Source organism: Microbispora sp. CA-135349, from assembly GCF_050947365.1.
Classification (GTDB): domain Bacteria; phylum Actinomycetota; class Actinomycetes; order Streptosporangiales; family Streptosporangiaceae; genus Microbispora.
Genome location: NZ_CP192001.1, coordinates 1,637,728 through 1,659,300, shown reverse-complemented (window position 1 = coordinate 1,659,300; position 21,573 = coordinate 1,637,728). Strand labels below are relative to the sequence as shown.

19 protein-coding genes and 1 pseudogene are annotated in these 21,573 nt (G+C 70.8%); 8 read left to right on the top strand and 12 right to left on the bottom strand.

Features of this window, described 5'->3' with window-relative positions; genetic code table 11:
* Nucleotides 1–86 precede the first annotated feature (86 nt).
* A complete protein-coding gene (locus tag ACQPZZ_RS08080) occupies nucleotides 87–731 on the bottom strand; it encodes a dihydrofolate reductase family protein (RefSeq protein WP_432930349.1) in 645 nt (214 codons plus the stop codon).
* A gap of 99 nt (nucleotides 732–830) precedes the next feature.
* Between ACQPZZ_RS08080 and ACQPZZ_RS08075 the strand changes: the two genes are divergently transcribed.
* The 3 genes and pseudogenes from ACQPZZ_RS08075 to ACQPZZ_RS08065 all read left to right on the top strand — a co-directional run bounded on the left by ACQPZZ_RS08075 (nucleotide 831) and on the right by ACQPZZ_RS08065 (nucleotide 2,320).
* On the top strand, nucleotides 831–1,328 hold the full coding sequence (locus ACQPZZ_RS08075) for a winged helix-turn-helix transcriptional regulator (RefSeq protein ID WP_363646002.1): 498 nt from the start codon (nucleotides 831–833) through the stop codon (nucleotides 1,326–1,328).
* A gap of 75 nt (nucleotides 1,329–1,403) precedes the next feature.
* Nucleotides 1,404–2,022: pseudogene (locus ACQPZZ_RS08070) on the top strand (cyclase family protein).
* A gap of 37 nt (nucleotides 2,023–2,059) precedes the next feature.
* Nucleotides 2,060–2,320 carry a type II toxin-antitoxin system Phd/YefM family antitoxin gene (locus ACQPZZ_RS08065; protein ID WP_432930346.1) on the top strand — a complete coding sequence of 87 codons (261 nt, stop codon included), beginning with the start codon at nucleotides 2,060–2,062 and terminating at the stop codon, nucleotides 2,318–2,320.
* A 3-nt stretch (nucleotides 2,321–2,323) separates the two neighbouring features.
* Here the strand turns inward: ACQPZZ_RS08065 and ACQPZZ_RS08060 are convergent, their stop codons facing one another.
* The 4 genes from ACQPZZ_RS08060 to ACQPZZ_RS08045 form a co-directional block, all read right to left on the bottom strand.
* Nucleotides 2,324–3,760 (bottom strand): ATP-binding protein, encoded by a 1,437-nt coding sequence (locus ACQPZZ_RS08060; RefSeq protein ID WP_432930344.1) that lies wholly within the window; start codon nucleotides 3,758–3,760, stop codon nucleotides 2,324–2,326.
* A 68-nt stretch (nucleotides 3,761–3,828) separates the two neighbouring features.
* The gene (locus ACQPZZ_RS08055) at nucleotides 3,829–5,742 is read right to left on the bottom strand and encodes an acetoacetate--CoA ligase (protein ID WP_432930342.1); all 1,914 of its coding nucleotides are present in this window, start codon (nucleotides 5,740–5,742) and stop codon (nucleotides 3,829–3,831) included.
* Between the two features lie 62 nt (nucleotides 5,743–5,804).
* A complete protein-coding gene (locus tag ACQPZZ_RS08050; RefSeq protein ID WP_432930340.1) occupies nucleotides 5,805–6,692 on the bottom strand; it encodes a serine hydrolase in 888 nt (295 codons plus the stop codon).
* A complete protein-coding gene (locus ACQPZZ_RS08045) occupies nucleotides 6,689–7,636 on the bottom strand; it encodes a LysR substrate-binding domain-containing protein (RefSeq protein ID WP_432930338.1) in 948 nt (315 codons plus the stop codon). Before ACQPZZ_RS08045 ends, ACQPZZ_RS08050 begins: the two co-directional genes overlap by 4 nt.
* 108 nt (nucleotides 7,637–7,744) lie before the next feature.
* On the opposite strand from ACQPZZ_RS08045, the gene ACQPZZ_RS08040 reads away from it, so the two are divergent.
* On the top strand, nucleotides 7,745–9,292 hold the full coding sequence (locus ACQPZZ_RS08040; RefSeq protein ID WP_432930336.1) for a penicillin-binding transpeptidase domain-containing protein: 1,548 nt from the start codon (nucleotides 7,745–7,747) through the stop codon (nucleotides 9,290–9,292).
* A 65-nt stretch (nucleotides 9,293–9,357) separates the two neighbouring features.
* Here ACQPZZ_RS08040 and ACQPZZ_RS08035 read toward each other — a convergent pair whose 3' ends face one another.
* The 3 genes from ACQPZZ_RS08035 to ACQPZZ_RS08025 all read right to left on the bottom strand — a co-directional run bounded on the left by ACQPZZ_RS08035 (nucleotide 9,358) and on the right by ACQPZZ_RS08025 (nucleotide 12,397).
* A complete protein-coding gene (locus ACQPZZ_RS08035) occupies nucleotides 9,358–10,845 on the bottom strand; it encodes an SMP-30/gluconolactonase/LRE family protein (protein ID WP_432930334.1) in 1,488 nt (495 codons plus the stop codon).
* Nucleotides 10,846–11,239: 394 nt separating this feature from the next.
* Nucleotides 11,240–11,488 (bottom strand): hypothetical protein, encoded by a 249-nt coding sequence (locus tag ACQPZZ_RS08030; protein WP_363646008.1) that lies wholly within the window; start codon nucleotides 11,486–11,488, stop codon nucleotides 11,240–11,242.
* Nucleotides 11,489–11,677: 189 nt separating this feature from the next.
* The gene (locus tag ACQPZZ_RS08025) at nucleotides 11,678–12,397 is read right to left on the bottom strand and encodes an HAD family hydrolase (RefSeq protein ID WP_432934312.1); all 720 of its coding nucleotides are present in this window, start codon (nucleotides 12,395–12,397) and stop codon (nucleotides 11,678–11,680) included.
* A 152-nt stretch (nucleotides 12,398–12,549) separates the two neighbouring features.
* Between ACQPZZ_RS08025 and ACQPZZ_RS08020 the strand changes: the two genes are divergently transcribed.
* The 4 genes from ACQPZZ_RS08020 to ACQPZZ_RS08005 all read left to right on the top strand — a co-directional run bounded on the left by ACQPZZ_RS08020 (nucleotide 12,550) and on the right by ACQPZZ_RS08005 (nucleotide 18,258).
* A complete protein-coding gene (locus ACQPZZ_RS08020) occupies nucleotides 12,550–15,465 on the top strand; it encodes a hypothetical protein (protein WP_432930332.1) in 2,916 nt (971 codons plus the stop codon).
* A complete protein-coding gene (locus ACQPZZ_RS08015) occupies nucleotides 15,459–17,477 on the top strand; it encodes an RHS repeat domain-containing protein (protein ID WP_432930330.1) in 2,019 nt (672 codons plus the stop codon). The genes ACQPZZ_RS08020 and ACQPZZ_RS08015 overlap by 7 nt, the downstream gene beginning before the upstream one ends.
* 108 nt (nucleotides 17,478–17,585) lie before the next feature.
* Complete coding sequence (locus tag ACQPZZ_RS08010) at nucleotides 17,586–17,822, top strand: hypothetical protein (RefSeq protein ID WP_432930328.1); 237 nt, start codon at nucleotides 17,586–17,588, stop codon at nucleotides 17,820–17,822.
* A gap of 1 nt (nucleotide 17,823) precedes the next feature.
* Nucleotides 17,824–18,258 carry a hypothetical protein gene (locus ACQPZZ_RS08005; RefSeq protein ID WP_432930326.1) on the top strand — a complete coding sequence of 145 codons (435 nt, stop codon included), beginning with the start codon at nucleotides 17,824–17,826 and terminating at the stop codon, nucleotides 18,256–18,258.
* A 4-nt stretch (nucleotides 18,259–18,262) separates the two neighbouring features.
* Here the strand turns inward: ACQPZZ_RS08005 and ACQPZZ_RS08000 are convergent, their stop codons facing one another.
* Genes ACQPZZ_RS08000 through ACQPZZ_RS07985 form a run of 4 tightly spaced genes read right to left on the bottom strand, consistent with a single transcriptional unit; the run spans nucleotide 18,263 to nucleotide 21,544 of the window.
* Nucleotides 18,263–18,895 carry an HAD family hydrolase gene (locus ACQPZZ_RS08000; RefSeq protein ID WP_363646012.1) on the bottom strand — a complete coding sequence of 211 codons (633 nt, stop codon included), beginning with the start codon at nucleotides 18,893–18,895 and terminating at the stop codon, nucleotides 18,263–18,265.
* 50 nt (nucleotides 18,896–18,945) lie between these two features.
* The gene (locus ACQPZZ_RS07995) at nucleotides 18,946–19,452 is read right to left on the bottom strand and encodes a DUF6912 family protein (RefSeq protein ID WP_432930323.1); all 507 of its coding nucleotides are present in this window, start codon (nucleotides 19,450–19,452) and stop codon (nucleotides 18,946–18,948) included.
* Between the two features lie 33 nt (nucleotides 19,453–19,485).
* Nucleotides 19,486–20,160: an HAD family hydrolase gene (locus ACQPZZ_RS07990; RefSeq protein ID WP_432930321.1), complete on the bottom strand. Its 675-nt coding sequence runs from the start codon at nucleotides 20,158–20,160 to the stop codon at nucleotides 19,486–19,488.
* Between the two features lie 55 nt (nucleotides 20,161–20,215).
* Nucleotides 20,216–21,544, bottom strand: a complete 1,329-nt coding sequence (locus ACQPZZ_RS07985; protein ID WP_432930319.1) for a glycoside hydrolase family 3 protein — start codon at nucleotides 21,542–21,544, stop codon at nucleotides 20,216–20,218.
* Nucleotides 21,545–21,573: the final 29 nt, after the last annotated feature.

The window sequence follows — 21,573 nt, the reverse complement described above, 5'->3', positions numbered from 1 at the left end:
TTCCGCGCCGCCGTACGCGGCGGCCGTCGAGTGATCGGGGGGGACGACGCGCAACCGTACGGGAGAGGTACGACACTCTCCCGGGATCACCGTCGCGTGAAGGTCATGTGGGTGACGCCGCTGGGACCGGTCACCGACTCGATCCGGAAACGCTTCTCGAGTCCTTCGAGACCGTCCCACAGCCGCTCGCCGCGGCCCAGGGTGATCGGGACGACGGCGATGTGCATGTGGTCGACCAGGTCCGCGGCCAGGAACTGGCGCACGGTGCCCGGCCCGCCGCCGATCCGCACGTCGAGGCCGCCCGCGGCCTCGCGGGCCTGACGCAGCGCCTCCTCCGGGGTGGCGTCGACGAAGTGGAACGTGGTGCCGCCCTCCATCTCCACCGAGGGCCGGGGGTGATGGGTCAGGACGAAGACCGGCGTGTGGAACGGCGGGTTCGGTCCCCACCAACCGGTCCACTCGTGGTCCTCCCACGGGCCGCGCTGGGGCCCGAACTTGTTGCGGCCCATGATCTCCGCGCCGATGCCCGCGTCCCACTGACGGACTATGGCGTCCTCGACCCCCTCGCTCCCGCCGGTCTTCCCCTGCATGGCGCGGAAGGTCCGCGTGTCGAAGAACCACTCGTGCAGCCGTCCGCCGGCGTGGCCGAACGGCTCTTCGAGGGTCTGTCCCTCACCGGTGGCGAAGCCGTCCAGGGAGACGGCGAAGTTGTGCACCCTGACACGAGACATGGCGTGATCTCCTGTTTTCGACGAGTGGTTGCGGATTGCAATCACTGAGAAGGAGCGTAAGCTAGGTAGTAGCAAAATGCAATCACTTTGGAGGTGGCCGTGCGAGAAGGACCGCGATCCGGCTGTGCGATCAACGCCGCGGTGGAGGCGCTCGGGGACCAGTGGAGCCTCATCGTGCTGCGTGATGTGATCTTCGGCGGGCGCCGGCACTTCCGTGACCTGCTCACCAACTCCGAGGAGGGGATCGCGTCGAACATCCTCAGCAGCCGCCTCAAGGCCCTCGTCGCCGCGGGCCTGCTGACCCACGAGGACGCCGGGCGGGGACGGCGGGGGACCTACAGCCTCACCGAGGCGGGCATCCAGACGGTGCCGGTCATGGTCGCGCTCGGCTCCTGGGGCCTGCGGCATCGGCCGACGACACCGGAGCTCGGCATCCGGTCCCGCCTGCTGGAGGAGGGCGGCCCACCCCTCTGGGACGACCTCATGGACGAGCTGCGCGAGCAGCACCTGGGCATCCCCCGCCCCGATCCCGATCGCCCGCGCGCGTCCCAGCTGCTGCGGGAGGCGTACGAACGCGCCCTGGCGACGTCGTCCTGATCACATAGGGTGATCCACGTGACATCTCACCCGGGCGGCCGTGTCGTCGACCTCAGCCACGTGATCCGGCACGGCATGCTCACCTATCCGGGCGTGCCCGGGCCGGAGATCGGCGACTATCTGACGCGCGAGGACTCCCGCGGCCGCTACGCCCCGGGCACCGAGTTCCACATCGGCCGCATCTCCATGGTGGCGAACACCGGCACGTACCTCGACACGCCGTTCCACCGGCTCGCAAACGGCGAGGACCTGGCCCAGGTCGACCTGTCCCGGCTGGTCGACGTCCCCGGTCTGCTGATCGACGCGTCCGGCGGCCCCGGGCGCGGCATCGACGCCGACGCGTTCGAGGGCCACGACGTCACGGGGCGCGCGGTCCTGCTGCGTACGGGCTGGGACAGGCACTGGGGCGGCCCGTCCTACGGCGACCCGGACCACCCCTTCCTGACGGCGGACGCGGCCGCCCTGCTGGCCGACCGGCGGCCGGCCGTCGTCGGCATCGACAGCGTCAACATCGACGACACGGCCGACGGCCTGCGCCCGGCCCACACCCCTGCTCACCGCGGGCATTCCGATCATCGAGCACCTGCGCGGGCTGGAACGGCTGCCGCGGACCGGATTCCGCCTCCACGCGGCGCCCGTCGCCGTGTCCGGCATGGGGACCTTCCCCGTCCGGGCGTACGCCCTCGTCCCCTGACCGCCTCACCCGCTGTGGCGCGAAAAGGAGGTTGGCGATGTCAGAGGGCGCCAACGAGCAGTACGACATTCACGAGGCGAAGACGAACCTGTCGCGCATCATTGACCGAGTCGAGCATGGCGAGGAGATCGTCATCAGCCGTGCCGGTCGTCCCGTGGCCAAGGTCATTTCCTTCCCGACCAAGGTGAGCCGCTGCGGCAGAGGCTCCTTGAAGGGACAGCTCCACATGACCGACGACTGGGACTCGTCGGAGGTCAACGACGCCATCGCGAGGGATTTCGGGTTGCTGCCAATGTAATGGTCAGCCGTACAGCATGGGCAGGTCGACCAGGAGGATACGGGGGTCGCGGGCGGCGGCGTCGGTGAGCGCGGCGTCGAAACCGAGGCCGCTGTAGAGCGCGAGCACGGTGTCGCGCGTGTCGAGCCCGCGCGTGTGCAGTCGGTCTCTGGCCTGCTCCAGGCGCTTCAGGTGACCCACGTTCATGATCTCGGACCACTTCGCCTCGCCCACGGACAGGAGCCGGCGCGTGTGGTTGTCCTGAGGCGCGAGGGCGATCACGTCGACCTCGATGTTCCGCCCTCTGCCGCCACCGGGTGCGACCCCCGCGGCGACCTCGACGGCGAGCTCGCCGTTCCAGTCGTGGGCGAGTGCGAACTCCCGGCACACGTGCTCGAAGTGCGGGCCCACCACCTGGGACGCGAACCTCGGCCCGGCGGCCTGCCACACCCGGTCGGCCCATCCCCTCTCCAACAGGCTCCAGGCCGGTCGCATGATCGCCTCGTAGAACGTCACGAGCGGCTCCGCGACGCGGTAGAGCGAGCGCTTACGGATCGGGTCCGTCTCCTTGCGGATGAGCCGGCAGTCCTCCAGTACGGCGAGCGGGTGGGCGATGTCCGTCGCCTTGCGCTCCATGTGCCCGGCGATGCCGCCCCGCGTGTTGTTCCCGGCGGCGATCGCACCGAGGACGGCGTGATAGAGCGCCTCGTCCCGGATCTCCATCTCGTTGGTCAGCAGGTATCGCGCCTCACGGAAGAGCGGCGTGTCGAGGCTGAGCACCCGCCGGATCACCCAGTCGTCGAGATCGTCGCCGGGCACCTCGTCGCCGACGAAGCGGGTCCGATAGGCCGGTGTGCCGCCCACGATCGCGTTCACCTGCAGCGCGAGACGCGGATCCTCGATGCCCCAGAATCGCCGGGCGAGACGGTGATCGAACGGTTGCACCACGAGATCGAGCGAGGCCCGCCCACGTAGCGGTGCCTGACCGGCCAGGAGCCTGCCCATAACGGACATGGCCGACCCGGCGAGGACCAGCCGGACCCTGCTGCCGGTGCGGCGGTGCGCGGCCCGCGCGTCGATCTCCCGCTGCAGGATCGAGGGGATCGAGGGATCGGCCTTCATGAGGTACGGGAACTCGTCGAGGACGATCAGCCGGTCCGGGCAGTGGTCGAGCAGGTAGGTGATCGCCTCGTCCCAGTGCGCGAACGCCAGCGTCCCCTGCACGCCCAGGTAGCTCGCCACGGCGGTGCCGAACTGCCGCAGTGCGTCCACCGACGTGGATTCGACGGCCACGAAGTAGAAGCCGCCGAACACGTCCGCGAGGGCCTGCAGAAGAAACGTCTTGCCCTGCCGGCGGCGCCCGCTCACCACGGCCAGCAGCATCTCGTCCGCCGGGTCCGCCGCGAATCCCGCCAGTGCGGCCCACTCCCGATCTCGAGCGAAGATCTGGGCAGGCTTCATCGGACCCCCATATAAGTACACTTCTTAGAAGTCGGCTTCTAAGAAGTGTACTTATACACGTTGCCGTCCTACTGCTGTGGCGCGAAATGGGGGAGGACCTCGGGGTTGGCCATGGCGTCGGGGTTGGCGGCCTTCTCGACCGGGGTGCCGAGCAGGATCTTCCGTACGGGGACCTCCAGCTTCTTGCCCGACAGCGTCTTCGGGATGCCGGGGACGACCTGGATCTCGTCGGGCACGTGCCGGGGCGACAGCTCGGTGCGCAGGGCCGTACGCAGTCGGGACACCAGCGAGTCGGACAGGGACGCGCCGTCGGCCAGGGTGACGAACAGCAGCAGCCTGCCCTCCCGGCCAAGCTGCCCGGTGTCGATGACCAGGCTGTCGGCGATCTCGTCGAAGCGCTCCACGACGCGGTAGAACTCGCTGGTGCCCATGCGCACACCGCCGCGGTTCAGCGTCGAGTCCGAGCGGCCGTAGATGACGCAGCCGCCGTCGGGGAGGATCTTGATCCAGTCGCCGTGCCGCCATACGCCCGGGTAGTCGGCGAAGTACGACTCCCGGTAACGGTCGCCGGAGGGGTCGTTCCAGAACATGACCGGCATGGACGGCATGGGCCGGGTGATGACGAGCTCCCCCACCTCGCCCACGATCGAGGCCCCGGTGGGGTCGAAGGACTCGACGGACGCGCCGAGGCAGCGGCACGGGATGACGCCGGCCCGGATCGGCAGCAGCGGCACCGCGCCGACGAACCCGGTGCACACGTCGGTGCCCCCGGAGAACGAGCCGAGCTGCACGTCGGGCTTCACATCCGAATAGACCCAGGCGAACCCCTCGGGCGGCAGCGGCGAGCCGGTCGAGCCGATGCCACGCAGCCGCTCCAGCCCTTCCGGCTTCACCCCGGCCTTCATCGACGCCATGATGTACGGCGCGCCGGTGCCGAAGTAGGTCACCCCCTCCTCGGCGGCCAGCCGCCACAGCGCGCCGGTGTCGGGGTGGGCCGCGCTGCCGTCGTACAGCACGACGGTGGACCCCACCAGCAGCCCGCCGATGAGGTAGTTCCACATCATCCAGCCGGTGGTGGTGTACCAGAAGAACACATCGCCCTCGCCGAGGTCCTGGTGGAAGGACAGCGACTTGAGGTGCTCCAGCACGATCCCGCCGTGACCGTGGACGATGGGCTTGGGCAGGCCGGTGGTGCCCGACGAGTACAGCACCCACAGCGGATGGCCGAACGGCACCCGCTCGAACTCCAGCGGCGCGGTCTCGGCGCGCAGGTCGTCCCAGCTCAACCCGTCATCACTCGCATCGGCGCCGAGGACGGGGATCCAGACGGTCGCCTCCAGCGTCGGCAGCTTCCCGGCGATCTCCCGCACCACCGCCGACCGGTCGTACGCCTTGCCGCCGTAGCGGTAGCCGTCCACCGCGACCAGCACCTTCGGCTCGATCTGCGCGAACCGGTCGGTCACGCTGGGCGCACCGAAGTCGGGCGAGCAGGAGGACCAGATCGCCCCTAGTGAGGCGGTGGCGAGGAAGGCGATGAGGGCCTCGGGGACGTTCGGGACGTAGGCGGCGACCCGGTCGCCACGCCCCACGCCCAGCCGCACGAGCCCCGCCCGGACCCGGGCGACCTCCTCACGGAGTTCGCCGAGCGAGTACTGCCAGCGGCTGCCCGACTCGTTGCGGAAAATCACCGCCGTCCGGCCGGGATGGCCGCGCAGCGCGTTTTCGGCGTAATTGAGGGTCGAGCCCGCGAACCATTCCGCGTCCGGCATCGTTGCCTGGATGACGGGCCCGTCGCCACGCGTACCCACCACGCCGAAGTAGTCCCATATGGAAGTCCAGAAGTCGGCCGGAGACTCGACCGACCACTTCCACACGTCCTCGTAGTCGCCCGTACGGCCCAGTCGTTCCATGTAACGGGTGATCCGGGCCGCGCGTACGACGTCGGGCGTGGGTTCCCAGAGCAGAGCGCCTTCCTCGACCATGCTCCCATCTTTGCCACGCTTGGGCCGCATGTCACCCTCCCGGCCCACATAGAAAGGGTCTGTCATATGTGGGTTCTGAGCTGGTCGATCGCCATCCGGGCGGCGGCCCCGATCGCGGCGTCGGCGCGCGGCTGGTTCTGCGCCGTGCTGAGCGACCGGGTGAACACGGCCACGGCGTAGCGCCCGCCGTCGGGATACTCCACCACCCCGACCTCGTTGCGGAGCGTGGGCAGCGTCCCCGTCTTGCCGCTCACCGCGACGTCGTCGAACGGGAAGCCCGAGGCGAGCCGGTGCGGCCACACCTGCAGTGCCATGAGGCGGCGGATCGCCGCGCAGGAGGCCGCTCCCGCCGCCTCGTCACGCCAGACCATGCCCAGCAGCCGGGTCATCTCGCGCGGCGTGCTCCGGTTGCTCAGCGCCGGGTCGAGCGCGCGCAGGCGTGCCACCACCTCGGGGTCGGCGCAGGCCTGGGCCACCGCGGACTCCTCCGCCACGCCCGCGTCCACCCACAGACTGGTGAGCATGTCGCGGCAGTCGTGCACCACCCGCGTCGCCGTCAGCCCGAAGCCGTCGAGCAGCGTGTTGACCGCGTCCCGGCCCACCCGGGCGAGCAGCACGTCGGCCGCCGCGTTGTCGCTCACCGCCATCATCAGGTAGGCCAGGTCGCGCAGCGACAGCGTGGCGTCGTCCAGCATCGCCGCCAGTCCGGTGCCCCCGCCCGTACGGTCCGCCGCCGGCACCCGGACGCGTTCGGCGAGATCGAGCAGGCCGCGATCGGCCTGGCGGTGCAGTTCCAGCAGCAGGGGCACCTTGAAGACCGACGCGAGCACCACCGGCTCGTCGGCCCGCAGGCCCACCTCGCGCCCGCCGTCGATGTCGACCGCGTGCAGCCAGCCGGTGACGCCGGCGTTGCGGAACACACGCTCCAGGGGACTCATGCCGGTGTTCATGCCAGGAACCCGGTCGCCGGGCGCGGCGCGACGCGAGGAGCGGGCGGCGCTCCTTCGTCCACCATGCCCGCGCTGCCTTTCAGCACCTCTACGGCCACGGCCGTGAAGTCTCGCACGTACGGGCTCGGCTCGCCCCGCCAGGCCGGTGAGCACCGCCACGCCAGGGGCGTGCCCGCGAGTGGCCGCCACACCACGCCCGGCACCTCGGCGGGGACACCGAAGGCGACGGCCGTGCCGGACAGGACCAGACCGAGGGCGAACTCCGCGCGGTCGGTGCAGGTGATCTCGGTGGGGACGAAGCCGCCGCGGCGGCAGGAGACCAGCGTGTCGTCGTACAGGCCGGGCTCCGCGTCGCGGGAGAACAGCACCAGGTCCCGCCCCGCCAGGTCGCCCAGGTGCACCGTCGCCCAGGCGGTCAGCTCGTCGTCCTCCGCCAGCAGGACACCCGGATGCCGGACGAGCACCGGCCCGTAGGCGAGCCCGTTGGCGGCGACCGGATGCCGCAGCAGCCCGACGTCGAGCCTGCCCTCCAGCAACGCGGCGACCTGCGGGGCCGTGCCCATCTCGGCCAGCGACAGCCGTACGTCGGGGCGCCGCTCACGGAACCTCGCGATGAGCGCGGCGAGCACGGCGGCGCCGAGGTCGGCGGGGACGCCCGCCCGCAGGACCGCCGTGCCGCCGCGCGCCAGGTCGGACATGAGGTCGCGCATCCGCTCGGCCCGGGCGACGATCTCGCGGGCCTCCGGCACGAGCAGCCGTCCCGCCTCGGTCAGCGCGACCCGCCGGCTGGACCGCTCGAACAGGCGCACGCCCAGTTCCTCCTCCAGACGCCTGATGCGCTGGCTCAGCGGCGGCTGGGCCATCCCCAGCCGCGCGGCCGCGTTCCCGAAATGCAGCTCTTCCGTAACGACGAGGAAGTAGCCGAGATGCCGGACCAGGTCCACGAGCTGGGATCATATCGGAACCGCACATGAAGCGCGTTGATATCCATATTGGACATACTCCCCGCGGGTCTGCTGCTCTTGGCGTGCACTCGACTCAAAGGGGGACGCATGCGAGAGCGACGGCGCTGGCCGTACGTCACGGCGGCGGTGCTCGTGCCGGTGGTGGCCGCGGGGGCGGTCGTGTGGGCGCTGCGCACGAAGGGCTCACCCGAACAGACCGCGCGGGACTTCCTCGCCGCCTGGTCGCGTTCGGACTACGCGACGATGCGGACGCTGACCGCCGACCCGCCGACCGGCTTCGAGAACACCTATCGCCGCTTTCACGACGACCTGAAGCTCACCGGGCAGCGCTTCCAGGTGACCGGTGTGCAGGAGGAGACGGTGCGGTTCCGTGCCCGGCTGACCGGCCCGCTGCCCATCGCGTACGACGGGAGGCTCCGCCTGGTCGAGCGCGACCGCGCCTGGAAGGTGGCCTGGACTCCGGCGGCCGTCCACCCCCGGCTGACCGGCGACGCGCGGGCCAAGCTCGCCACCGTGCCCGCCAAGCGCGCACCGATAACCGCCGCCGACGGCACCCGCATCGACACGCCGGACGCCCCCGGCTCCGTGCAGCAGATCGCGGAGGCACTCGGCGAGCAGTACGGCTCCCGCCTGAACGGCACCGCGTCCGCCCGGGCCGACCTGGTCGACGCCACGACGGGCGCGAAGATCGTCACGCTCGCCGAGGGCGGAGCGAAGCCGGGCAAGCCGCTGGCGACCACGCTCGACCTGCGGGTGCACCGGGCGGGGGCGCTGGCCCTTGACGGCGTGGACAAGCCCGCCTCGCTCGTCGCGCTGCGCCCGTCAACGGGCGAGATCCTCGCCGTGGTCAACAAGCCGGGCGGCTACAACCGAGCCCTGCTCGGCGCGTATCCGCCCGGGTCCACCTTCAAGATCGTGACCGCGTCCGCGCTGGTGGCGGGTGGCGTCACGCCCGGTCAGACCGTCGAGTGCCCGGCCGAGAAGACCATCGGCGGCTTCCCGTTCCACAACGCCGAATTCCACGACTACGGCACGCTGCGCTTCGTCGACGCCTTCGCTCACTCGTGCAACACGACGTTCGGGGCGATGGCGGTGGAGCGCCTCGGTGCGGATCGCCTGGCCAAGGTGGCCGCCGACTTCGGGTTCGGGGCCAGCATCAAGATCGGGGTGCCGGCCGTGGACGCCGCCTTCCCCGCGCCGCACGACGACACCGACCTCGCGTCCGCCGCGATCGGCCAGGGGCGCGTCCTGGCCAGCCCGCTCAACATGGCCGCGGTCGCGGGCGCCATCGCCGCGGGCACCTGGCGGCAGCCCCGGCTGGTCCCGGCCTCGCTCGCCCCGGCGGGCGGCACACCGCCACGGGCGCTGGAACCCGCGGTGGCGTCCGCGCTGCGCCGCCTCATGCCCGCCGTCGTCAGCGAGGGCACCGCGAGCGGTGTGTCCTTCCCCGCCGGTACGGCCGGCAAGACCGGGACGGCCGAGTACGGCTCGGCCGGGAACGGCGAGAACCCTCCGACGCACTCGTGGTTCATCGGCTACAAGGGCGACCTGGCCTTCGCCGTCGTGGTCGAGGGCGGCGGCACCGGCGCGCAGGTCGCCGCCCCGGCCGCCGCCCGCTTCCTCAACGCCCTGTGACGACGAAGCACTGTGACGTCAAAGCACTGTGACGTCAAAGCACTGTGGTCAAAGCACTGTGATGTTCAGTACGGCCAGCCGGGGACGTTCAGCCGGACGCGGTAGAGGCCGAAGTTGCCGGTGTTCCCGCCATGCGAGGGCGTGCCCGAGGTGATGTACAGCGTCTTGCCGTCGGGACCGCCGAAGGCGAGGTTGGTGGTGTTCTGCCCGGCGGAGATGGTGCCGATCTGGACGCCGGACGGCGCGTACACGTGGACCTTGCCGTCGTTGAAGGAGGCCTGGTAGAGGTTGCCGGCGCAGTCGATGGTCACGCCGTCCGAGCCGTTCAGGGACGCGAAGTCGGTGCGGGTGCCGACGCTGCCGTCGGAGTTGACGGGCCACTTGTAGATCCGGCCCGTGCCGTTGCCGCCGACGTAGAGCGTCTTGCCGTCGGGGGAAAGCGCGATGCCGTTCGGCTCTCGGATGGTGTCGTCGATCAGCGAGACGACGTTGTTCTTGACCCGGAACACGCCGGTGCGGCCGGACATCTGGTCGGCCCGGTTGGCGCGCTGGAAGTCGGGGTCGGTGAAGTAGACGGTGCCGTCGGCGCCGACGGTGAGGTCGTTGGGCGAGTTGAAGGCGCGGCCCTGGTAGGAGGAGGCGACCACTCCGCGCGTCCGGTCGGGCAGGTGGAAGGAGGAGACGCTGCGCTGGTCGTGCGTCGCGGCCAGCAGGGTGCCGCCGTCCCGGGTGAGGGCGAGGCCGTTGCTGCCGGCGTTGGGAATGAAGGTCTCGAAGGTGTTCGGCTCGGTGAACCGCAGGACGTCCGAGGGCTGGACGTTCTCCGACCCGGTGCCGTCACGCATGAGCGACAGCAGCAGGGTCTGGGTGGCGGAGTCCCAGACCGGGCCTTCCAGGAAGTTGAACCCGTCCCGGATCTTGGTGGCGGTCACCGACGACGACGGCAGCGGGTTGGGGTAGGTCGCGCCCGGCGTGCACGGCCCGACGCCGGGGCGCGGCGTGCCCGGCGTGGGGGTGACGGTCGGGCTCGGGGTGGGACTCGGCGTCGGGCTCGGCGTCGGACTTGGGGTGGGGCTCGGCGTGGGACTCGGCGTGGGACTCGGCGTCGGGCTGAGGGACACGGGGCCGCTGCACATGAAGCCGTTGAGCCAGAAGGTGGTGGGCACGGGGTTGGCGCCGGTGAGGTTCGCGGTGAATCCCATGCCACTGACCGTGGCGTTGGTGGCGATGGAGCCGTTGTAGGACAAGCTGGTGGCGGTCACGTGCGTGCCGGACTGCGTCCAGGTGGCGTTCCAGCCGGACGCGATCCTCTGGCCGGAGTCGGGGAAGTCGAATTCCAGCTTCCAGCTGCCGACCGGGTCGCCGAGGTTGGTGATGGCCACGTCGCCCTGGAAGCCGCCGCCCCATTGGCTGACCGTTTTGTACGTCACCTTGCATCCGGCGGCGGCCGCGGCCGGCATCGTCGCCATGGCGACTCCACCGGCGGCGACCAGCACGGTGGCCAGTCCGGTGGCCAGTCCGGTGGCCGCGACGGTGGCGAGACTTCGTCTCATCAGGAAGTCCTTTCGGGACACGACGACGGGCGGCTGCCGCCCGCGTCAGGGTGCCGGCCGAGGGCGGAAGGCCACCGGCACGCCACGCCGCGCACCGCCGGCCACACGTCCCGAAATTAGGTGACCACGTGGGCGGTCGCGATCGGCCGCCCGGTGCGGCGTTCAGCGGGTGAGACGCGGTGTGATCACCACCGTTGCGGTGACCGATCGTGCGCCGCGCCGCCGACCGCCGCGACCTGGGTGAACGCGGCGGCCCGCCCATCGGGCGAGCCGGCCGGCCGTCGGGAAGAACCCAGGCCGCGGCGGTGAAACGTTCAGCCCGCGCCGGGGGAACACGAGCGGCCCGGCGCGCGGGTCGCGGCCCGATTCCTGCGGGCCGTGCGTACGGCCCTGGTCAGTTCACGTACGCCCACAGGTCGTAGGTGGGGTTCCAGGGGTCGTTCTGCGGCTGATGCGTGCTGCACCACCAGGTGCCCCACTGGCCGTTCTGGTAGCCCGACTGTCCCCACGAGATGCACAGCGAGTAGGGCAGGCTGGAGTAGACGCGCTGGAGGGTCGAGGCGCTCGCGGGGGTGGCCGAGGCCACGGCCGGGACGACGACGGCCGTGGCGAGGATCAGCAGGGCTGCGAGTCGGTGACGCACGTGATCTCCTTTGGAGAAGGTGGCGATCAGACACTCGCATTGCACGGTGCGGAGGAACGCCTGGCAACGCCCCCGCGCGCCCGCCGCCGGCATGCAGCGCCGATGCCGGATGCCGTGACACGCGACGTGTAACTTTCACCCGGCGGAGCCCGCGGAGACCGGCCTGCCCGCCCCGAGCCCGGAACCGCGTCAGCGGGCCGCGCGGCCGGCCGGGGTGGTGAGGCGGGCGACGGCGGCGACGACCTCGGAGGGGTTGGACAGGTCGGGCAGCACGATGTCGGCGCCCGCCTCCCGCAACTCGGCGGACGTCGACCTGCCCGACGCGACGGCGATCATCGCCGCCCCGCCGATCTTCGCCGCCTGGACGTCACGGGTGGAGTCGCCGATCAGCACGGTGTTGCCGGCGGTGAAGACGGCGCCGTACCGGGCCTTGGCCCGCCCCTGGGCCACCTGGAGCAGGGTGGCCTTCGGGTACACCTCCTCGCCGTAGCCGCCCACCTCGACGTCGATCCACTTGTCCAGCCCGAACGCCTTGAGCTTGTGCACGGCGTTGCTCTTGATGGTGCCGGTGAGCACCGACTGCACGACGCCGTCGAGGCGGGACACCGCCTTGAGCGCGTCCTTGGCGCCGGGCAGGGCGCGGCCGTCCCTGGCCAGTCGGTCACGCCGCTCGGCGAAGCTCACGGCCAGCGCGTCGAGGAACCTCGGCAGGTGGTGGTCCTCGACGGCGATGCCGTTGACGGCCAGGGTCTCGAAGACGACCTCCGAGTCGGGACGGCCCGCCGCAGGCGCGAGCTTCACCAGCGGCCGCCCTGTCACCATCCGGAACGCGTCCGCGTAGGCGTCGCGGGTGACGATGGCGACGTCGACGAGCGTCAGGTCGATGTTCCAGAGAACGAGGCGGTTGATCGGGGCCTCCGTGGGGTGCGGTGTGGATCGTGCCCAGCGTACGGCCCACGCGGGCCGCCCGCTGTATCCGCAACCACCCCGTAAGCGAGAGACCGGCCGAAATCTGCCCCGGCGCTCGGCCACCGCGCCAGTGCTGGGCGTACGACAATGCCGTGATCAGCTGGAACGGGCGCGGCGGCGAGCTGATCCAGGCCTCCGACGGCACCTGGCGGCTGAAGACCGACGACGGCACCCGCGTCGAACGCCTGAAGGACACGGCCAAGGCCAACGGGGACGACGACGGCGAGTACTGGAAGCTCACCACGCCCGACGGCGTGCAGTTCTTCTTCGGGCTCAACCGGCTGCCCGGATGGAGCAGCGGCAAGCCCGAGACTAAGTCGGCCTGGACGCATCCCGTCTTCGGCGACGACGCGGACGAGCCGTGCCACGCCTCCACCTTCGCCTCCTCGTGGTGCCAGCAGGCCTACCAGTGGAACCTCGACTACGTCGTGGACCCGCGCGGCAACGCGATCTCGTACTACTACCAGCAGGAGGGCAACCACTACGGCCGCGACCTCAAGCCCGAGGACGAGACGCCGTACGTGCGCGGCGGCTGGCTCGACCGCATCGAGTACGGCCAGCGCTCCGACACCCTCTTCACCGCCGAGGCCCCGGCGCGCGTGATGTTCGGCGTCTCCGAGCGGTGCCTGAAGACCGACTCCTTCGACTGCGACCCGAGCAAGATCGGCTCGAACCCCACGAAGTGGCCGGACGTCCCGTACGACCTGAACTGCGCCTCGGGCACCGAGTGCAAGGCGACCCACGGCACGCTCGCGCCCACGTTCTGGTCGCGCAAGCGGCTCACCGGCGTCACCACGCAGGTGATCAAGGCCGACGGCACCTACCGCGACGTCGACAACTGGACGATCGACCACCTGTGGGGCGACGCGGACATCGACCAGGCCCTGCTGGTCAAGTCGATCACGCACAGCGGCCGCGCGACCGGCAGCCCGGTGGCGCTGCCCTCGGTGACGTTCAACCACGTGCAACTGCCCAACCGATTGGACAGGCGGGGCGACGACATCGCGCCGTTCATCAAGTACCGCCTCGGGGCCGTCTACGACGAGTCCGGCGGGCAGATCGACATCAACTACTCCGACGCCGACTGCACGCTCGACTCGCTGCCCACGCCGGAGACCAACGCCCGGCGCTGCTTTCCGGTGAAGTGGACGCCCGCCGGATACGACGACCCGATCACCGACTGGTTCCACAAGTACGTCGTCACACAGATCGTGCAGACCGACCGCACCGGCGGGTCCCCCGACGCGCTGACGACGTACGAGTACCTCGACGGCGCCGCCTGGCACTATGACGACGACGACGGCATGACCAAGGAGAAGTACAAGACCTGGTCGCAGTGGCGCGGCTACGGCCGCGTACGGGTGAGGACCGGCGGCTGGAACGACCTGCGCTCCCAGGTCGAGACGCGCTACCTGCGCGGCATGAACGGCGACCGGCTCGCGCCGAGCGGCGGGACGAGGAAAATCACCGTCTCCGACGGCGAGGGCGGCAGCGTGGTGGACGAGGACCCGCTGCAGGGCTTCGAGCTCAAGCGGACCGAATACGAGGGCGTGGACGGCGCGATCGCGGTCAAGACCGTCAACACGCCCTGGTATCAGGAGACGGCCAAGCGCACCCGGAGCTGGGGCACGGTCACCGCGAACATCGTCAACGTCGCGAAGTCGCACACGTGGACGGCGATGGACGGCGGCGGCTGGCGCGAGACCGAGACCGAGACGAAGTACGAGCCCGTCGCCGGCCTCACCACCCAGGTGGACGACAAGGGCGACCTGTCCACGACCGCCGACGACCGGTGCACCCGCACCATCTACGCCCAGAACACCAAGGCGTGGATGCTGAAATATCCGTCCAGGGTGGAGACCGTCGCCGTGGCGTGCTCGGCCACCCCCGACCGATCCAAGCACGTCATCGCGGACGACCGCAGCTTCTACGACAACGGGGCCTTCGGGGCCGCGCCCACCAGGGGCGACATCACCCGCGTCGAGACGATCGCCGCGCACGACGGCACTACCGCGACGTACGTCGCCAAGGAGGTCTCGACGTACGACTCCTACGGCCGCGAGCTGACCACCAAGAACGCGGCCGGGTACGTCACGACGACGGCTTACACCGACACCGGAGGGCTGAACACGGGCGTGAAGGTCACCGGCCCGCCGGTGGTGCCCGGCGACGCCTCGACCGCCCACGTCACCAGCCAGGAGAAGGACCCGGCATTCGGGTTCGAGACCGTCAAGATCGACGCCAACGGCAAGCGCACCGACCTGGAGTACGACGCGCTCGGCCGCCTCATGAAGGTGTGGATGCCCGACCGGTCGAAATCGGCGGGCCAGACGCCGAACCTGGAGTTCAGCTACCGCATCGTGGACGGCGAGATCGTCGCCATCGGCACGAAGAAGCTGGACGCCGAGGGCGGCCAGACCCCGCCGACGTACGAGCTGTACGACGGGCGGCTGCGGCTGCGCCAGACCCAGGACCTCGGGCCGGACGGCGGCCGCCTGGTCAGTGACAAGTTCTACGACTCCCGGGGCAACGTGGCCCGCGAGTACGGCCAGTACTACTCGACCAAGGCCCCCTCGACGACGTTGTTCGGCGCGTACGAGGGCGACGTCGAGTCGCAGAAGGTGTTCGACTACGACGGCCGCAACCGGGTGACGCTCGAGCGGTTCCTCGTCGGCAACGGCGAGACCAAGGAGAAGTGGCGCACGGTCACCAGCTACGGAGGCGGCAGGGTCACCGTCGACCCGCCCACCGGCGACACGCCGGTGACCACGCTGACCGACGCGCGCGACCAGATCGTCGAGCTGCGTCAGTACAGGGGCGACTCCCCCACCGGCGACTACGACAAGACGACCTACACCTACACGCCCGCCAGCAAGCTCTCCACCGTCAAGGACCCGGCGGGCAACGTCTGGACGCACTTCACGACCTGCGCGGGCGGGAGATCGAGGTCCGCGACCCCGACAAGGGAACGACGAAGACGACCTACGACGACCTCGACCACGTGCTGACCACCACCGACGCACGCGGCAAGACGATTTTCAACGTCTACGACTCGATGGGCCGCAAGACCGAGACCCGCGAGGGCTCGGCGACCGGCCCGCTGCTGGCGTCGTGGGCCTACGACACCGTGCGCAAGGGACAGGCCTCCAGCGCCACCAGGTATGTGAACGGTCAGGAGTACACGACCACGTTCAACGCCTACGACAACCTTTACCGGGCCATCCGCACGACCGTGATGATCCCGTCCGCGGAGGGCGCACTCGCGGGCAGCTACGTGTTCGACACGCGCTACAAGCTGGACGGCACCGTCCAGTCGGCCACCTACCCCGACGCGGGCGGCCTGCCGGCCGAGACCGTCGTCTACTCCTATGACGACCTGCGCCGGCCCACCACCATGTCGGGCCTGTCGCCGTACGTCACCGCCTCCGTCCACAGCCTCACCGGCAAGCCCGAGCAGTACGAGCTGTCGACCGGCGGCAAGAAGACGTGGTTCACCTACTCCTACGAGTACGGCACCCAGCGCCTGCGGTCGTCGCGGGTGGACCGCGAGGGCGTGGCGGGCGTGGACCGCGACGCCACCTACACCTACGACGCCGTGGGGAACATCGTCTCGATCTCCGACGTGTCCCGCGCCGGCACCGACACCCAATGCTTCACGTACGACTACCTGCGCCGCCTGACCGAGGCCTGGACGCAGGGCACCCAGACGTGCGCGGGCGCGCCGAGCGCGAGCGTCGTCGGCGGCGTCGCGCCCTACTGGCAGTCGTTCGGCTACGACGTGACCGGCAACCGGACGGAGGAGGTCGAGCACGGCGTCGGCGGCGCGGCCGACACGACCCGGGCCTACGACTACCCGGCCCCGGGCTCGTCGCATCCGCACGCCCTGTCGGGAGTGACCCAGACAGGCGCGGGCGCCCGCACCGAGTCCTACGCCTACGACGAGACCGGCAACACCACCGGCCGCACGATCGGCGCCACGGACCAGACCCTGGAGTGGGACGTCGAGGGCCACCTGGCCAAGGTGACCGAGGGCACGAAGGTCACCTCCTATGTGTACGACGCCGACGGCAACCGGCTGGTCCGCCGTGACCCCGGCGGCACCACGCTCTACCTGCCGGGGATGGAGCTGCGCCTCGACAACGCCACGGCGAAGGTACAGTCGACGAGGTACTACACCCACGACACCGTGACGGTCGCGGTGCGCACCACCTCGGGCGTGAAGTTCCTGGCCGCCGACCAGAACGGCACGGCGGAGCTGGCGATCGACGCGGCGAACCAGTCGCTGACGCAGCGGCGGTTCAAGCCCTTCGGCCAGTTGCGGGGATCGCCCCCGGGCTCCTGGCCGAGCGAGAAGGGCTTCGTCGGCGGCACCGTGGACGAGTCGACCGGTCTCACCCACCTCGGGGCGCGCGAGTACGATCCCGCCACCGGCAGGTTCATCAGCGTCGACCCGATCACCGACCCGCACGACCCGCAGCAGATGAACGGCTACGCCTACGCCGGCAACAACCCCATCACGTTCACCGACCCCGACGGCAAGTTCTGGGGCAGCTGGCTGGCGATCCTGCTGGCGATCATGCGGGCCCTGCTGGCCGCGCTCAATCACGGCGGCGGCGGGAGCCACGGCGGCGGGGGCGGAAACCACGGCGGTGGCGGCGGCTACACCGGCGGAGGCGGCGGCGCCCCGCACCGCTCCGGCCCGAGCTTCGGCTCCACCGTCAAATCCAACACCTGGTCCAGCGTCAACCCGGCTAAGTTCACCGCCCTGGGCTGGCTGGCGTACGGACTGGGCGGCCCCGAGACCATGCTCAAAACCTGGGCCGAGAACTTCAAGGAGACCCGCCGCGTCATGGCCGGCCTCTACAAGCTCAAGTCGGTCAGCTACCCCGAGGGCAACTGGCTGACCAAGTGGCTGTGGCAGGGGCTCAGCAAGTGGTACGACTCCAAGGCCACCCGAATCGAGGCGCGCGGCATCAAGTGGGGCGGCCGGATCGCCAAGGCGGGCAAGTTCGTCGGCTAGGCAGGCGTCGCGGCCACCGCCATCGACGGTGGGATCACCCAGTGGAAGAGCGACTCAGGCTCCGGCCTCAACGGTGGCGAGAAGTTCGCGCGGGCGGCCATCCGCGGCGTGGCCGTGGCGGGCGGCGCCTACGCCGGCGCCACGATCGGCGCGGCCGCGTGCAGCCCGGGCGTCGTGCTCGCCGCCGTCTGCGGCGCCGCCGGCGCCTACGTCGGCGGTATGGTCGGCGGCGTCGTCGGCGACACCGCGATCGCCGCGTACAACCACGCGCGCAAGCCGGTGATCAACACCGTCAAGTCGGTCGGATCGGGTATCAAGAAGGGATGGCACAGTCTCTTTGGTTAGCATGACGGGCGCCCTGGCCGGTCTGGCCGATGCCCCCGCCGAGGTCGCGGGCTACCCGCACGCGCCGGTCTGGGCGGTGCTCGCCGCCGCCCTGCTCGCGATCCTCGGCTTCGTCAACCACGTCAGGTTCGTCCGCAGCGGGCCCGGCGGCACCTGGGCGGCGCGCTACCTCGACACCGACAACCCCAAGGAGCTGCGCAACCTGCCGTTCGCGCAGCTCCCCGGGGCCGTCATGCTCGCGATGTGGGCCGTGATGCTCGCCTACACCCGGGTCTCCGGCCAGGAGACCTGGGACGCGCTCATGGGCCTGTTCCTGTTCGCGTCGTTCGTCTTCGGCGGTGTGGCGGTCAAGCGGCTCTACTGGCCGCCGCGCAGGGCCAGGCCCCGCTGGCTCCTGGAGATGGAGCGCGCGGAGGAGGAACGCCAGGCCCGCTGACGCGTCAGACGAGGTCGAGGGCGTCGGCCAGCGAGTCCACCACCGGGACCCCGACGCCCTCCAGTTCGGCCCGCCTGGTCATGCCGCCGGTGTAGAGGATGGCGCGGGCGCCGACGTGCTGCGCCGCGTGGGCGTCGTCCACACTGTCACCGATGACGACGACCTTCGCCGAGTCGAGGCCGAGCGCGCGCAGGTGCTCGACCATGTGCTCGGCCTTGTGGCCGCCGGTCGCCGAGCGCGACCCGTCGATCCTGGTGAAGTGGCCGTCGATGCCGAACTCGCCGGTCTTGCGTACCAGCCGTTCGTGGCCCCACATGGACAGCAGCGACTGCGTGCGGCCCGACTCCTCCCAGGCGCGCAGGCTCGACAGCGCCCCCTCGGCGAGGCTGCAGGCCTCCATGAGCCGGTGGTAGTGATCGTGGAAGCCCGTGTCGAGCAGCTCCCATTCGCCCTCCCTGAGCGACCGCCCGAGCATCCGCTCGTACGCCACCCAGATGGGGCGGGTGTACACCTCGCGGAAGCCCTCCACGTCGTACGGCCCCAGGCCGTACGGCAGGAAGAGCTCGTTGGTCGCGCCGACGACGGCGTCGATGTCGTGGAAGAGCGTTCCGTTCCAGTCCCAAACTATGTGTGTCATCTCGCATCCAGCTTAGACGCCGACTGTGACGAAACCATGAACGCTGCTGGTCAGGTGAGCAGATCCGGGATCTCCTGCGTGGCGTACCACAGCAGTTCGTGGTCCTCCGTGCCGTCCACGACGAACTGCGCGTCGTCGTCTCCGGCGTCGGCCGCGGGCAGCGCCGCGATCGCGGCCTCCACGTCGGGTACGGCATCCGCGTCGTCCACGTGGACCGCGGCGACCAGCCGCATCGGGATCGGCTCCAGCACCCGCACGCGGGCGCGCTCCTCCAGATCGGCGCCGGCCTTGACGGTCTCGTCCGGCACCTCGGCCGCGATCACCACGCGCCGCGCGGCCGCCTCGACGCCGTCCTTGCGGTCGGCCGCCAGCATGCGCAGCGAGGCCCGCGCGGCCTCGGTCAGCGCGACGTACTCCAGTTCCTCGGTGTCACCCGAGACGTACCACTCGATCAACGCGGGAGTGACGGCGAAGCCGGTCAACGGGGCCGGTGCCAGCTCCCCGGCGGCGACGACGCGCGCCAGCGCGGGGATCGTGGACGGCAGATACACGCGCATGCGTTCCTCGACTCGGTCTCTTGATGGTTGCGGCTACAGACGGGCGGCGGCGCCGGGCTCGCGGAGAGGCAGGCCGAACAGGCGCTCCAGCTCGTCGATGGTCGCCGCGGGATCGCTGTGGTGGAGGCCGACCAGGCCGATCGTGCGGGCCGCCAGGATGTTCGCCTCGATGTCGTCGACGAACACGCACTGCCCCGGCTCCAGCCCCAGCAGGCCGAGCGCGTGGCGGAAGATGCGCTCCTCGGGCTTGCGCATGCCGACCTCGCCGGAGATGACGACCGCGTCGAAGACGGCCTCCCAGCCCTCGCGCGCGTAGTGGTCGCCCCACGAGTTGGACACCAGGCAGGTGCCGAAACCGGCCGCGCGGGCCAGGCGCAGCATCTCGTTCATCTCCTCGACCGGCCGGAACCCGGCGAACATCCGGGCCAGCAGGCCGTTCGCCTCCGGCGGCCCGCCGTCGAGGGTCACCAGCCGGGCCGCCAGGGCGCGCTCGAACTCGTGAACGGGGATCTCACCCCGCTCCAGCGCGTGGATCGGGTTCTCCGCGCCCGGCTCGGCGTCCTCCCGGTACGCCTGCGCGACCAGGGCGCGCATCACCTCCCGGTAGTGCCGTGGGTCGATGCGGTCCGCCTCGATCCACTCCGCGATGGACTCGGCCAGGCTCGTCGTCAGAACCCCGCCCCAGTCGATCAGCACACCCTTGAGCACCGCGCCTCCCAGCCGACGTGCCTCAAATACTAGGTCGTGCGGCCCGCCGGCCCGCTCATCCGGCGGCGGCGTGGACGCGTTCCGCGACCTTGAGGTGCGCGGCGGACTTCAGCGCGCCGGGGTCGGTGCGGATCGGCCCGAAGACGCCGCGTTTCTCCTTCAGCCGCAGGATCCGCAGCACCGACTCGTCGATCCTGCGTTCGGTGATCCGTCCCGACTTCACCGCGTCGAGGACGGCGTCGTACGCCTTGCGCAGGTTCGGCGGCATGAGCAGCATGTCGGCCCCGGCGAGCACGGCCCGCACGGCGACCTCGGCGTCGCCGTACTTCTCGCGCACCCCCGCCATGTCGAGCGCGTCGGTGCTGATCACACCGTCGAAGCCGAGCTCCTCGCGGAGCAGGCCGGTGAGGATGCGGGGGGACAGTGTCGCGGGGTCCCCCGAGGGGTCGAGCTTCGGCATCACCACGTGGGCCGACATGATCGCGTCGACGCCGTGCTCGATCGCCGCGCGGAACGGCGGCGCGTCCAGCTTCCGCCACTGCGTCTTCGAGTGCGTGATGACCGGCAGGCCGGTATGACTGTCGACCGAGGTGTCCCCGTGGCCGGGGAAGTGCTTGGCGACGGAGGCCACGCCGGCCGCGTGGAAGCCGTCGACGGCCGCCCCGACCATCGCGGCCACCTTCCCCGGGTCGGAGCCGTACGCGCGTGGGCCGATCACGGGGTTGTGGGGGTTGATGTTCACGTCGGCGACCGGCGCGAAGTCGAGCGAGATGCCGAGGTCGCGCAGCTCTTCCCCGGTCGCCCTGGCGACGTCGCGCGCGTTCGCCGTCCTGCCGGTCGCGCCGATCTCCGACGCGCCGGGGAGCTTGGTGATGAGCGGCTTGAGCCGGGAGACGAGGCCGTTCTCCTGGTCCACGCCGATCATGAGCGGTGCCTCGCCGGACCTGGCCGCCGCCTCACGCAGGCCGGTCGTGAGCGCGGCCACCTGGCTCGCGCCGGAGACGTTGCCCGCCCAGTCGAACAGGATCACTCCGCCGGGGCGGAACTTCTCCACCACCTCCGCCGGCGTCGCCACGCCGTACCTCGCCTCGTTCTCCCTGCTCCCCGCCTCGGCCTTCGGGCCCCACACCACGATGGTGAAGAGCTGGGCGACCTTGTCCCGCAGGCTCATCGCCGCGAGCGTCCGCTCGGCCTGGCCGCCCGAGGGGCGGACCGCCGGCGAGGGGGACGACAGAGGCACGGACGACGGTGACGACGTGGACGACGTGGACACGGACGACGCCGGTGTCTGCGACGCCGCCGGTGACACGGCGACCGGCGAAGAGGCCGAGCAACCGGTCACGAGGAGGGCGAGCATGACGACACCGTGTCTGATTCGTGGCACGTTCTTTACCGTAGCCGTGCCCGGCCGTG

Coding starts and splice junctions, on each gene's coding strand:
- ACQPZZ_RS08080 (WP_432930349.1), bottom strand. CDS start 731: ATGTCTCGTGTCAGGGTGCACAACTTCGCCGTCTCCCTGGACGGCTTC.
- ACQPZZ_RS08065 (WP_432930346.1), top strand. CDS start 2,060: ATGTCAGAGGGCGCCAACGAGCAGTACGACATTCACGAGGCGAAGACG.
- ACQPZZ_RS08060 (WP_432930344.1), bottom strand. CDS start 3,760: ATGAAGCCTGCCCAGATCTTCGCTCGAGATCGGGAGTGGGCCGCACTG.
- ACQPZZ_RS08055 (WP_432930342.1), bottom strand. CDS start 5,742: ATGGTCGAGGAAGGCGCTCTGCTCTGGGAACCCACGCCCGACGTCGTA.
- ACQPZZ_RS08050 (WP_432930340.1), bottom strand. CDS start 6,692: ATGAACACCGGCATGAGTCCCCTGGAGCGTGTGTTCCGCAACGCCGGC.
- ACQPZZ_RS08040 (WP_432930336.1), top strand. CDS start 7,745: ATGCGAGAGCGACGGCGCTGGCCGTACGTCACGGCGGCGGTGCTCGTG.
- ACQPZZ_RS08035 (WP_432930334.1), bottom strand. CDS start 10,845: ATGAGACGAAGTCTCGCCACCGTCGCGGCCACCGGACTGGCCACCGGA.
- ACQPZZ_RS08005 (WP_432930326.1), top strand. CDS start 17,824: ATGACGGGCGCCCTGGCCGGTCTGGCCGATGCCCCCGCCGAGGTCGCG.
- ACQPZZ_RS08000 (WP_363646012.1), bottom strand. CDS start 18,895: ATGACACACATAGTTTGGGACTGGAACGGAACGCTCTTCCACGACATC.
- ACQPZZ_RS07995 (WP_432930323.1), bottom strand. CDS start 19,452: ATGCGCGTGTATCTGCCGTCCACGATCCCCGCGCTGGCGCGCGTCGTC.